The 14120-nt window shown below is 48.3% G+C and carries 7 protein-coding genes; 3 read left to right on the top strand and 4 right to left on the bottom strand.

Annotation, left to right across the window (positions count from 1 at the left end; all coding sequences use genetic code 11):
- Positions 1–392 precede the first annotated feature (392 nt).
- Positions 393–2597 (top strand): PAS domain S-box protein, encoded by a 2205-nt coding sequence (locus tag ACJ751_RS07335; RefSeq protein ID WP_407744765.1) that lies wholly within the window; start codon positions 393–395, stop codon positions 2595–2597.
- 140 nt (positions 2598–2737) lie between these two features.
- Here ACJ751_RS07335 and ACJ751_RS07330 read toward each other — a convergent pair whose 3' ends face one another.
- From ACJ751_RS07330 to ACJ751_RS07315, 4 genes are all read right to left on the bottom strand, one after another.
- The gene (locus ACJ751_RS07330) at positions 2738–3985 is read right to left on the bottom strand and encodes an exo-alpha-sialidase (protein WP_407744764.1); all 1248 of its coding nucleotides are present in this window, start codon (positions 3983–3985) and stop codon (positions 2738–2740) included.
- Between the two features lie 71 nt (positions 3986–4056).
- Positions 4057–4596, bottom strand: a complete 540-nt coding sequence (locus ACJ751_RS07325) for a M23 family metallopeptidase (RefSeq protein WP_407744767.1) — start codon at positions 4594–4596, stop codon at positions 4057–4059.
- 76 nt (positions 4597–4672) lie between these two features.
- The gene (locus tag ACJ751_RS07320; RefSeq protein ID WP_407744763.1) at positions 4673–7615 is read right to left on the bottom strand and encodes a SpoIID/LytB domain-containing protein; all 2943 of its coding nucleotides are present in this window, start codon (positions 7613–7615) and stop codon (positions 4673–4675) included.
- Positions 7616–7719: 104 nt separating this feature from the next.
- Positions 7720–10596 carry an N-acetylmuramoyl-L-alanine amidase gene (locus ACJ751_RS07315; RefSeq protein WP_407744761.1) on the bottom strand — a complete coding sequence of 959 codons (2877 nt, stop codon included), beginning with the start codon at positions 10594–10596 and terminating at the stop codon, positions 7720–7722.
- Positions 10597–11752: 1156 nt separating this feature from the next.
- On the opposite strand from ACJ751_RS07315, the gene ACJ751_RS07310 reads away from it, so the two are divergent.
- Both ACJ751_RS07310 and ACJ751_RS07305 read left to right on the top strand, forming a co-directional pair.
- Positions 11753–13402: a hypothetical protein gene (locus ACJ751_RS07310; RefSeq protein WP_407744759.1), complete on the top strand. Its 1650-nt coding sequence runs from the start codon at positions 11753–11755 to the stop codon at positions 13400–13402.
- 54 nt (positions 13403–13456) lie between these two features.
- The coding region (locus ACJ751_RS07305) for a hypothetical protein (protein WP_407744757.1) at positions 13457–14120 on the top strand (664 nt) is incomplete at its 3' end.

The raw sequence follows: 14120 nt of genomic DNA, 5'->3' as shown, positions 1-14120 counted from the left end.
TTTAAAAAAGAAGGCATCATCAGGCAGGGCGAATTTGTAAACAACGAGTTTGTTGACCTGTATGTATATTCCGTGCTAAAAGAAGAGTGGAAAAAACCCGTATAATTCCTTCCAGGGTAATTAATGGTGATTAATACAATTCTACACGGTGTTGATTTTTATGTACATGGTGATAAGTAAAACTATGTAATCTGATAACAAACAGAAATTTATGCACATACCTCGGGGCCACATAAGATACTAATATATGGGAACGTTTTTCTATCCGTGGGAATGAACGTCCCGTGCCTGATTTGTTTAGCGTTTGATTGTAAAGTGGTTACATCATTGGCACAATTTGAGAGGTGTTTACGCGAACGAACTGGTTACATAATTTTATTTGAGAGAGCCCTATGAACCCAACTTTTACAACCAATTACCGTGAGATGGCCCCCTGGCTGGAAAGCATTTTAAATGACTGCCAGGACGCCGTATTTATTACCGACCGGCATTTTAATTTGCAGCACTGGAACGTGGCGGCTGAAGAACTGTGGTTTAAACAACCCGACAGGCCTGCTAAAAAAAATATAGTTGATCTCCTCAACGGGATGTTTCCCGGGCACCATGAAGTGCACAGCCAGCTGCAAAGGGCTATCGCCCTGGATGAACAGGTGGAAGATATTTTTGTGGCGGCGCCCGATGGCAAAACCTACCGTGTTTCCTGCTATACCCATAAATTTCCGGGAACATTTTATTTGCTCGATGTAGTGATCATCCTGCGCGACCTGCAAGCTACTATTCACCGTAAAAAAGAGATCCGGCCCGGCGTGCTGTATAAAACCCTGCTTAATTCCCTGGAAGAAGGCGTAATGCTGTTACAAGGTGTCCAGGGCACCATCCTCTCTGCCAATAATAAAGCCTGTGAGATCATAGGCTGTACCCACGATCAACTCATTGGAAAGAACCTTATCGATATTGGCGGCAAAGGCTTTAGGGAAGATGGTTTTCCACTGAGCATCCAGGAATATCCCGGCATGATCACCTTGCACACCGGAGAAATCATCCGGCAACGCACCATGGGTTTTACCAATGCCAAAGGCCGGCTTACCTGGCTTTCGGTGAATACCTGTTTGCTGGAAGAATTTAATGAAGCTGTGCCCGGGCTGGTAGGGGTTAGCTTTAGTGATGTTACCGCCTGCAGGGAAGCCGAGTCGCGATTGACTGAAAGTGAATACATGTTTCAGTCATTCATGAACAATACGCACAGCCCCGCCTGGATCATTGACGAAGATGGCTATATCATTTACATGAACGATATTTTTAAACGCGTATGGAAATTGAGCGATAGCCAGCTGTATACCAATATGCGCGACCTGATGCCAAAAGATATGGTGGAGCAGTATATGGCCAACAATCAACGCGTGCTGGAGACCGGTCAGCCGTTGATTACCCTCGAAAACTCGCTGCGGCAGGATGGTACGCCGGGCGTGTACCTCGTATTCAAATTTTTGCTGCAAACCTCCACGCCTAAACGGCTCATTGGCGGACAATCCATCGACATCACGGAGGAGAAAAGAGCGCAGCAGGAGATCCTGAAAGTAAACGAACGGTTTTATTATACAACCAAGGCCACTTCAGATTACATCTGGGACTGGAATATTGAAAAAGGAACTATTTACCGAAGCGAACCATTCAACCGGTTAACGGGCTATACCCAGAACGATATGAACCTTGACTGGTTGCTCGAAAAAATACACGTTGATGACCGCCAGCGGTTAATGGATCATATCAATGCCTGTTTACTGGCGAGAAATAATTACTGGCATGATGAATACCGGTTCCTTTGTGCCGATGGAACTTATAAACATTTGTCAGATAAAGGATACATCATTTACAAGGATGGTGTAGCGGTTCGGGCCATTGGGGCCATTCAGGACCTTACCGAAAAAAGAAAGCTGGAAGCCGAACTGGAGCAGCAAAAAGAAAAAGAACGCCTGCGTATTAACCAGGCGATGATTGCCGGGCAGGAATATGAACGCAATGAAATATCAAAAGAGTTGCACGATAATGTGAACCAGATCTTATCATCGGCCATGATTTTGTTGAGCACGGCCAAAGGCCAGGGTGATGAACAGGATCAACTGCTTGGTAAAACATCCCAATACATAAACCTGGCTATCCAGGAGATCCGAAAGATCTCCAAGTCACTGAACTCTTCCATCATTAATGAGGTTGGGTTTATTGACCCGGTGGAAGACATCATCAAGAATATGCAACTGGTGCGGCCTATGGTTGTTGATTTTGAATGCGATCCTGAACTGGAAATAGAACTGGCCCACGACGTGCAGTTGATGATGTACCGTATCATCCAGGAGCAAACCAATAATATCATGCGGTATGCCGAAGCAGGGTATGTACGCATCGCCATTGAGAAGGCTGATAATGAATTAAGCCTGGTGATACAGGATAATGGAAAAGGTTTTGATGCCACAAAGCCAACAAATGGCATTGGACTGTTGAACATTCTTAATCGGGCAGAAACATTGGGTGGAACCCTCACCATCGACACCAAACCGATGGGCGGCTGCCGTCTCGAAGTGCAAATTCCTTTGGATTAGCTTTTAAATTTTAAGGTTTAATGTTGAATGTCTAAAGAGAAAGGTCGTTGAAAATCGGAGCGCTGCATACAATAATGCTTCCCGAAGTTCAACGACCTTACACTTAGAACTTAAAACGTTCAACTTAAAACGTTCAACTATTATGGTATCGGCTCTGTGGCGCCGCTTGTCATCCAGGGCAGATTGAATTTATGGAACTCGATAGAGCGATGGCTGTTCTGGCTGTCGCCTGTGTTCTCATTGACCTCGATAAGCGCGCCAATAGTATAATCGGCTGTTTTTACCATGCTGCTATAACCACCCTTCCCTTGCGCGTATGCTTCATCATCGGTTAACCAGTCATAGATCTTACGGCTGAGGGGCCAGGTAACGCCGCCATCATAACTAATACGTACCCGCATTTTACACCGGGTTTCGGTGCTGGCCGAATTCAGCACCATAATACGATCGGGTGAACCGGTGTAGCGAACAATAGAACCTTCGCAAGCCGGGTCAAGCAGTGTATCGTCGGGAGCAAATGCACTAAAGCTACCGGTGATAGTGCCGCGCGATACCCAGCGCCGTTTGGCGGTTGCCCAGGAAGTACTGGTAGCCCGATCGTTACGCATCAGGCGGCCATCATTCAGTTCAACAATAGCGCCCTCACTGGTGCCGCCGGGTATCGGTTTATACTGCCAGGTAGCGCCATGATCGGTGCTGTAAATATTTCTGCCGATGGCAGGAATAACCAGTGTGCCATTGGTCGTTTGAATACCAACGCCGGGTCCCATGGCATCCCAGGTATAACCAGGGGGCAACAGGGTGCTGGTCATATCAGTAGGCGTGGTGAAATTAAGGCCATCGTCATCGCTGTAAGAATAATATACTTTGCGATCGCCCCAGGTATTTATTTTTTCATAGTCATCGGTACCGCCCTGATTCTTGGTGGCGGAATTCCAGCTCATAAATACCCAGATGCGGCCGGTGGTGCGGTCAACAACCGACGTGGGATTACCCCAGGTGCCTTGTCCGGCCCCTACCACTTCCATCATGGCCGACCAGGTGACGCCATTGTCGGTAGATCGTTTGTACTCCACGTTAATGTTGCCATAATCCTTGTTGGCGGCCATGCGTCCTTCTACAAAGGCAAGCAGGGTGTTGTCATTGGTACGAACAATAGAGGGGATCCGGAAAGAATGATAGCCATCGGCGCCGCCATCAAACAGTTTGATGTAGGTATGGGTTTGGGTGGCTTCGGTAGCCGCAACCCGATCATCATTGGGGGCGGTTCCTTTTTCGGTAACTCCTTTTTTGCAGGCGGTGGCCGATAACGCCATCACGGTGATGATGGTGAACAGGCGCGGCAATCGGTTAGTCCGTTTGTTCTCCGGGCATTTTGTTTGTTTCATTTTTCAGGTTTTAATGTTTGAAGAAAGTGTGCCCGGCGTAGAAGGTAGCACCGGGACACAACTTTCCTATCTTACCATTTGGGTTTTCGTACCTGTCCATATCCGCCGCCTTTTGGCCGGTCTTCAAAATGCAGGTGCGGACCGGTAACATTACCGGTAGCGCCTACTTCTCCTAATTTTTGACCAGCCACCACTTTAGTGCCGGTGCTTACGGAGCGAACGGATAAATGGCAATACACATAATCGCGGCCGTTGGAGGCACGCAACCCGATCCACCGGCCATAGGCCCCACCGTTATTGTTCGACCAGGCAATGGTGCCGTCAAGCACGGCCACTACTTTGGTGCCGGTAGGAGAGGCATAATCATCGCCCGTATGATATCCGGCGGCATAACGCGGATCTTTTACCCCAAAAGGGTAGGTGACGGTATAACCTGGCACCGGTGATTTTACTCTGGCAGCAGCTGCTTCAACGGCAGCAGTAGCAGGCGTAGGAACATTTTCTGTAGTTACCTCCGGATCGGGAACCGGTGTTTGTGCCATTTCCGAATCCTGTGCTTCCGGGGTTGCTGCTGAATTCTCTGCCTTGTTACACGACAGTACTGTTAACATAAGTGCCAAAAGACCTAAGGACATGTTTCTTGCGGTGTTTCTTTTCATAGTATTTGTTGTATTTAAAAAGAGATGATTATTTAACGATTAGCAATTTCTTACTGGTTGATTTTCCACTAGCGTTCAACCGGATCGTTACGTTATAGATACCGGGTTTCAACCCACTGGTATTGATGGTAAGGCGGTTCAAGCCTTGTTGCAATACCACATTGCGTTGCTGGGCTGCCTGTCCAAAATTGTCGCTTACTACAATGCTGGCAGGTTGCGATGCATCAGCAAGCGTATACTCGATCGTGATAGCGCTTCCGGTGGCCGGGTTGGGTGCTATTTTTAATGAACCTGGCTCCGTAATGTGGGTATCGTTGGTATTGCTGTTAACCAATGCGCCGCTGCTGGTTTGAATAGCAGCACTGTCCGGGTTGTAATAATGATTCAGGATCCAGGTATAGGTTTGATCGGTACCCCAGAAGCTGGAACCCCATTGGCACATACCACGGCCATGACCGCTTTTAGTTCTGCCTGCACAACGGGAATCAGCAATACAGGGATAATCAGTGCTGGTGCCACTGAAGCCATCACCGCAACCGGCGTTATTTGATTCGGCGCAATACTCTGCTTTATAGATCGCTCCGTTCTTTATTAATACGATACCGGCTGTTGCGATCGCTGCATTCTTTACACTGGTAGCGCGATCGGTTTGCCAGGTCTGGTGACAAGCGGCTGCAGAGAGGTCATAATTGGTAGCTGCGGGATTTTGTACAAACCAGGCACCGCGTGAACGGTAAGCCACTGAACCGGCTTGCAGGGAAGCGGCATTCCAGCTGCTTACCCACTCATCATCCAAACCGCTTTGCACATACGATTCCAGGCTCATTACCTGTACATGCGGGCTTGAACAAGCCGTGCAGGCGCAACTGGTTGACACCCGGATAACGGCAGGAACCGCCAGTGCCGCTGTAGTAGTGGCCGTTGCTTCTTCACGCGCATTTACAGCAGGTGTTGTAGTGCCTGCAAACGCTATTTGTTCGGCGATCGTTTTGTCGAACAACCCATGGCGGCGGATGGCCAGATCCGGTGCGCCTTGCAAGGCAGTAGCATGAACAGAACTGGTTGCATTCAGGGCAATCTGCATTTCATACGTATCGGGAATGGCATACAGGTTTTGAATGCTGTTGGTGATATACCCTGTTTTGGTAGATTGTATAGTAATGATGGACGGTGTTTTAACGGGTGTTATAACCCCGGCGGGAACCGTAAGCGAGAAATGACCGCTGGCATCTGTTGTGGTGCTATAGTTGCCTGCTTGTAGCTGAACGCCTCCCAGTGCGCTGTTTAGTTCGGCATCACGCACATAGCCGGTCAATACCATGTTGCTGCCTGTTGAAACCAGGGGTGACGTATTGCTCGCCATTCTGGCCGTGCTGACTACATCCAGGTTGATATCAGCGTATACGCTGTCATCAGGTCCGCCGGTGAAGGCAGTGCTGAGTGCAGTATAACCGCTTTTTGAGAAAGCGAAACTGTATTTTCCGGTTTCCAGTCCGTATATGAGTTTACCATTGGCATCGGTGGTAGCAGTAGCGGTAGTGCCATCGGGTTTGGTTACTTTAACCGATGTGCTGGCAACCGCCAAACCGGTGCTTTGGTCTTTCACGGCCAAAGACAGGATGGTAACAGCTGGCGTAGGTGGCAGTTGAATAGTAACGTTACCCGGGTTATAATAATGGTTCAGGATCCAGGTATAGGTTTTGTCGCTGGCCCAGCGGCTGGAGCCCCATTGGCACATGCCGCGGCCATGGCCGTTTTTGTCGTGACCGGCACAGCGGGCATCTGAAATACAGGGCCAGCCGCTGGTGGTACCTGTACCACTATACCCATCACCACAACCGGCCTTGTTGTTTTCTGCAGAATATTCCGCTCTGAAGATAGCGCCACTCTTTACCAGAACGATACCGGCAGTAGATTTAGCGGCATTGATAGCGGCTGTGTATTTATCGCTTTCCCATGCCTGGTTACAGGTAGAGGCCGCAATATCAAAACTGCTTTTAACCGGATGCAATACATACCAGGCGCCATAAGTACGGTAAGCTACTGAACCGGCCTGCAGAGCAGCTGCGCCCCAACTCGCGATCCACTCATCATCGATTCCCGTTTGAACATACTCTTCCAGGCTCATTACATCAACGGAACTGCAGGTGGTACAATTACAGTTTACCCCCACCCGAATGCTCGATGGCACAGTAGCGGCCAACACCGCATTTTCCCTGGCCTGGGGCAGGGTGGCAGGAGCCGCATACCGTTGCTCTTCATCGGCGGCGGTTCTGTTGAATAAACCATGCACCTGTTTTTCCACGTGCCCGGTTTGTACCCGTGCTCCGTTCGACGGTGACAGGGCCACCTTCATCGTGTATACATCCGGTATCAGATAAACATTTTGCAGGGTGTACGGCGCATAGCCATTCTTTGTAAAGGTGATCGCTGCAGTAGCCGGTTCGGTGCCCTGTGTAAGGGGTTGGGCGGCAGCTGTTACTTCCAGCGAAAAGAACCCCTTGCTGTCGGTTACGGCAGTGGCGGTACCGCTGCTTACCTGTACGCCGGCGAGCGCGCTGTTCTGTGCTTCATCCCGTACATATCCGCTGATCACTGGTTGATTCACGTTTGCACGAAGCTGTTGCAAGGGCTGCCCTGCATTGTCATTGGCCGGCTCCAGGTTGATGCGGGCTTCAATGGTGGTTATTTCGCCCGATGAAAAATAGGTAGCTAATGGCTTGTAACCATTTGCTACAATGGAGAAATCATACTTTCCATTCACGGCCGTGAATACCAGTCTGCCGTTTGCTGCGGCGGTAAGGCTACTGGTGCTGCCATTGGGTGCTGTTACCTGTACAACGGCGCCGGACACGGCAAACCCGGTGTTTTGATCTTTTACAATAAACGTGATATTGGTTGACTGTGCCTCTGCAAACGAATACATCAGTAAACCCAATACCCCAAGAAGGATCTTTCGTGTTTTGATCATAGCATAATGTTTTGTAACTATTAAGACCTGTAAGGTGGACAGCAATGTCCTGAAATATCAGTGGGTTGAGTCCACCTGACAGGTCTGGTATTTGATCGCTGCTCTTACTTCACAATTAATATCTTTTTAGTAGTAGCCTTCCCACTTGCACTCAAACGCACCGTCACATTATAAAGGCCCGGTTTCAACCCACTGGTATTGATGGTAAGCCGGTTCATCCCTTTTTGCAACACTACATTCCGTTGCTGCGCGTTTTGTCCGAAGTTATCGGTAAGCACAATGCTGGCCGGTTGCGAAACATCGGCCATCGTATACCCGATGGAGATAGTACCGCCGGTAACGGGATTGGGCGCTATCGACAGCGTGCGGTCATTAGTGATCTTGCTGTCGCTGGTATTGCTGCTAACCAATGCGCCGCTGCTGGTTTGAATAGCAGCGCTGTCCGGATTGTAATAATGATTCAGGATCCAGGTGTACGTTTGATCGGTACCCCAGAAGCTGGAACCCCATTGGCACATACCACGGCCATGACCGCTTTTGGTTCTGCCTGCGCAACGGGAATCAGCAATACAGGGATAATCAGTGCTGGTGCCACTGAAGCCATCACCGCAACCGGCGTTATTTGATTCGGCGCAATACTCTGCTTTGTAGATAGCCCCGTTCCTGATGAGCACGATGCCTGCAGTAGCAACGGCGGCATTCTTTACACTGGTAGCGCGGTCGGTTTGCCAGGTCTGGTGACAGGCGGCCGCAGAGAGATCGTAATTGGTAGCTGCGGGATTTTGTACAAACCAGGCGCCGCGTGAACGGTAAGCCACTGCACCTGCTTGCAGGGAAGCGGCATTCCAGCTGCTTACCCACTCGTCATCCAAACCGGTTTGCACATACGATTCCAGGCTCATTACTTCAACTACCGGATCGGCGCAGGCCGTGCAGGCGCAACTGGTTGACACCCGGATAACGGCAGGAACCGCCAGTGCAGCTGTAGTAGTGGCTGTTGCTTCTTCACGCGCATTTACAGCAGGTGTTGTAGTGCCTGCAAACGCTATCTGTTCGGCGATCGTTTTGTCGAACAACCCATGGCGGCGGATGGCCAGATCCGTTGCGCCTTGCAAAGCAGTGGCATGAACAGAACTGGTTGCATTCAGGGCAATCTGCATTTCATACGTATCGGGAATGGCATACAGGTTTTGAATGCTGTTGGTGATATACCCTGTTTTGGTAGATTGTATAGTAATGATGGACGGTGTTTTACCGGGCGTTATAACTCCGGCGGGAACCGTAAGCGAGAAATGACCGCTGGCATCTGTTGTGGTGCTATAGTTGCCTGCTTTTAGCTGAACGCCGCCCAGTGCGCTGTTTAGTTCGGCATCACGCACATAGCCTGTCAATACCATGTTGCTACCTGTTGAAACCAGGGGTGACGTATTGCTCGCCAATCTGGCTGTGCTGGCAGGATCGAGGTTGATGTTAGCCGTGATCTTATCATCTGCCCCACCACCGGTAAAAAATGTACTTAATGCAGTATAACCACTCTTGGTAAAGGAGAAAGTATATTTACCAGCGTTAATGCCATATGTTAGTTTACCATTGGCATCGGTGGTTGCAGTAGCAGTAGTACCATCGGGTTTGGTTACTTTAACCGATGTGCTGGCAACCGCTAAACCGGTGCTTTGGTCTTTTACGGCAAACGTAATGGTGGTAGCAAATGCAGGCGGATTGATGAGATCGTAATATTTCACCCAGTTCCAGTTGATGCCGGGATCGGTATGATCGTTATCAGGATAGTGCTGGTGGCCTTTTATCCGTACAGTGATCGGCTGAACATTGACGCCTGAAGTAGCGGCTCCTTTAAAACATTTTGTACGGTCAATGTTATTGTCGGCGCAAATATCCCGTACAAGAGCAGCTGAACTGTTGTACATGGCGTTGGTATACCAGGAAGCATCATCTACGAACCCTTCATGTTCAATACCTATTGTATAGGAATTGTTGTTGTACACGTGATAGGCGCGGTCTTTTTCGTACACCATTTGGGTGATCTGTCCGTCAGATGAACGGATCACATAATGGGCCGATACTTTGGCTGATGCATTGTTAAACCAGGAAATGGTACCAGCATAGCTTCCCTGGGTGGTATGAATGGCTACATTGGTTATGGCAACACCATTGCGACTTCCGAAATTTGCTGTGTTGGCCTGGTCCCACAGCGCCGGTGGATAATCAGTGCTTTGCACGGCCTCTGCACCGGTAGTACCCTCTATTCTTGCATTGCTGTTGGTGGCCGGTGTGGTGTTGCTTACAGGTAAGTTAACGCCGTTGGTGCTGATCTTATCCTGCAGGTTATTGATCTGTACGCCGGGTGCGCTCAGGGTGCGCAGGGTTTGCGGCGCATAGATCTTGTCGAGCTGTATATTGCGGGGTTGCAGCCTTAATTTAGGCGATGTAAAACCTTTCTTCAGGTGATCGAACACTTCGTAGGTGTACAGCGAATGCGCATATTTATTCACCGCGCTGCCATCCTCGGGGATCTCCGACAGTTTTTCCAGTACGCCGGCAAAACGTTCGTGTGTGAGGTTGGCGCCTGGTTGTTGTTGCGCTGCTTCCTTACTCAGGAATTTAGCCACTGCCAGGATCTGCAGACGCACGTCGTTTTTAAACTGTTCCGGGGTAATACCGCTTAATGCAGTAATGGTAAGCAGGTTGTTCTTGAAATAACCTTTACCGTCTTCGATCAGTCCGAAAATACCATACCGCAAAGGCATGGCCACGTCATCGCCATCGCCGTGTGCCTGCGGATGCATGTTGTTAAGATGCGAAGCAGACCAGGCTGCAGCTTCCAGTACTCCCTGCGGAATGGCAGGATACTGGCGATAGGCTTCGGCAAAATAGCCGCTGTAATTGTCACCTTGTTGCGCAGTGACCTGTGCACTGCACCATAGAATAAGGAATAAACCAGATAGTAGTCGTCGTTTACTCATCATGTTTAATTTTAAATGGTTATGAATAAGAGTTTAATAACAAAAGGATTCCTGTTGCCTGCAGAAGCGGATTTCCGGGCAGGCAAAAAATTACGGTTCAGTAAACCGGGTTCACTGACGTTAATAAATAGCAGGCTATACTAGTGTAGGGTATAAGGACAAACAAGGGCCTGAGGCCATAAAAACGGCCCCGATCTAAAGGGGATCAGTTACACACACCTGTATGGTGCTACGCATGCCAGTTCCAAAGGCACTGCTGCAATGTCCGGTATGTTACTGGTGAAAGGGAATAAGCAACTATTCGGGCTATGTTGCTTTGGGTATATGCAGCGGGACAATGACCTCTCTGGCATCGGGCCAGAGAAAGTTCCAATATGGCAAAGCGGTTAGTGTATAGTTTTTCAACATGATAAGGTTTTAAATTTAATTATGTAATACATAAGTAAGATGATTTTTTAAATTAGCAATGCGATATCATGAAAATTATATTAGAGTTCATGACAGGCAGGCCCTTTAATAACGTTGTTGTTCACGTGTAGTTACCTAATTAACTCTTTATTAGTTTGTCTTATATCAGTTTAGTAAGTATGTGAATTGTATTTTTTGAGATAATTGATGCCGGTAATTTGCCTGTTGTATCAATTTTGGGTGAAAATCACACCCGCAGAAAAACGCATACCCGTAATTTATCAGGCCAGTTTCCCACATTATTGTTCATAATACATTCTACTTATCTACCTAAACCAGAGCAGGGGGTAATAAACAAACATCAAACCAGCCTTTGACAATCAGGCTCTTTAGCAGGTTTATTTTTCAACATTTTTAAACCTTTTTCAAGCATTTCATGGTGTTTGGGTAACGGCGACCATACATGCTGGTATATACTGAATATCTTTAATAATATGTATGTCCCGATGTTTATAACCATCTCGCAGCATAGTCTGTTACCTGATGGGCGTCATAAAAAGAACCAGTTGATCAGGGTTAAGGTATTGGCTCTTACGGTATAGCATACAGTTTTTCCTAAGCAGAATTACCTATGGTTTCCCTGCAATAACAATGAATAGTCAAATAGACTTGCTTTCTAATCTAATTTTAATATGGGTTAAAGTGTTTCTAATAGTGTAATTCTTAGAGAAATATTAAATCCCCACGTATGACATTGATTAATATCCTAAAGAACAGGAAAAGCCTTTTACTGGCTGCACTTATGGGTACCGGTATGTTGGCAAACGCCCAGTTGAAGGTTGGTGACAACCCTACCAGTATTCAAAAAAGCTCCATCCTCGAATTGGAGAGCACCCGGCAGGGTTTGCTGTTACCCCGTTTAACCGATACGGCAGCCATCAATTCCCTGAACCCACCCGATGGGATGATCATTTACCTGACCGCAGACAACAGTTTGCGTATCCGCAGTAATAACTCCTGGAAAAAGCTGGCCAGCATGGCCGATGCAACGGCTAACTGGTCATTGACCGGTAACGCCGGAACCGATTCTGCTACCAGCTTCATCGGTACAACAGATGGCAAGCCGTTTACCATCAAGACCGCTAATGCCGCGCGCATGATCATCGGTTCAAACGGAAACATTGGTATTGGAACCACCACGCCCTCCGCTACTTTAAATGTAAACGGTACCGTTAAGTTGGAGAATCTGGCCGCCGGTTCAACCGAAGTAGATGTATTGGTGCTGGCCGCTGACGGGTCTGTATATAAAAGGACGATGTCGTCGAGCGCCTTTACCAATGCCATCAAAGCCATCAACGGCATTCAAAAACAAACGTTATCCATAACGGCTGCAGCCAGTACTTCAGAAGATTCGGTAAAAGTAGACAGCCGTTCTTCCGACAGTACGATTGCGATTTACCTGCCTGTACAGGATGGCGCTTCGGCCAGCAAACCATACGGGTTCTTAACCCACGATGACTGGACGAAGATCCAAAGCGGTATTCAAACCATAACCATTGGCGCCGTAGCTGCTTCCGCAGATATAAATGGCGCTACCATTGTAACAGACAGCACTTCGCGCAAGATCATCCTGCATCCGGCCGATGCAACCAATCCGGGTATTGTAACAGCAGGCGCCCAAACATTTGGCGGCAGCAAAACTTTCCGCGATAGTGTAACAGTGGGCGGAACCTTAAACCTGCAAACTGTGGCCAACAATGCAAGCGCCGACTCTGTGCTGGTGTTATCGAATGGCCTGGTATCAAAGCGTAAAGTAAGTGATGCGGCCTTTGGGAATGCCATTCGCCGGATCAATGGAAATATCGATACTGCTCAAATTGTAGCATTCAGGAATACCGGTGCCGACCTGGCCGTTGTGGCCAATGGGGCCGATAGCATTTATTTAAATGTGCCAGATGCCGGTACTGCCGCCCGTGGGGTGGTAACTACTGCCACGCAAACCTTCGGTGGTAACAAATCGTTCCAGGACAGCGTAACTGCTGCGAAAACTTTTTTGGCAGGTACTACCGGTAATGCTAACTCTACAGTGCAGGTAGCGGGTTCAATATCTATGGCTATTAAATCGGTAACTGCCAACTATTCGGCAACAGCCGGCGATAATACCATTCTGGCCAATACCACTACACAGGCCTTTACTATTACCTTACCTTCTCCCACCAGCATTGCCGGCCGGATCTATACCATCAAAAAAGTAGGCAGCGGGGGCATAGACAAGGAGTTGACCATTTCACCAACTTCTGGTACCATCGACGGCGGTAACACATATGTTATTTATAACGACTGGACATATGTAACCCTGCAAACAGATGGTACCGACTGGTACATCATCAAGAAATAACAACCGGCAACCGCAACCGCTTAAAGCAGGCATATGCGTATTTATAGATGTTGGATGGCAATACTCATAATGGTATTGTTCACCACGGAAGGCTTTTCGCAGCAGTTACGATTGGGGATCAATTCCGCGGTAAACATAAAATCTGCCGTGCTGGAATTGCAATCCACCAACCAGGGCTTGTTGTTTACCCGCATAGCAGACACGGCGCTGATCAATACCTTGAATCCGCCCGATGGCATGGTTGTGTATTTTACGCCGGCCAAACGCCTGCTGTTGCGTGCGAGTGGCGCCTGGCAATCGCTGGCTTCCACCACATCTATTGATACCACGAATATTCCTAACTTTTATTTGAAAGTAAGAAATGAGCTCAGCGGAGGAACCGGAATAAATTATAACAATAGTACGGGGGTAATAAGCAACGCCGGTGTAACCACTTTAAATGGCAACACCGGCGCGCTTACCATGGATACCGGTTACATCAGTAGCTTTTATCAAAAGGTGCGCGGCTTATTCAGTGCCACTGCATCCATTACCCTTACCAACGGACAGATAGGTATTACCCAGGCCACTGCTTCAGTAAATGGTTACCTGAGCAGCACCGACTGGAATACGTTTAACAACAAACTTTCATCAGTAGATACTACCAGCATTGCCAACTTTTACCAGAAAGTACGAGCAGAGCACGCGGCCGGGACCGGTATTTCGTATAATGCCACTA

Source organism: Niastella sp., assembly GCF_045805085.1.
Taxonomy (GTDB): Bacteria; Bacteroidota; Bacteroidia; order Chitinophagales; family Chitinophagaceae; genus Niastella.
The sequence above is the reverse complement of the archived record's forward strand: the minus strand, read 5'-3'. Positions and strand labels throughout refer to the sequence as shown.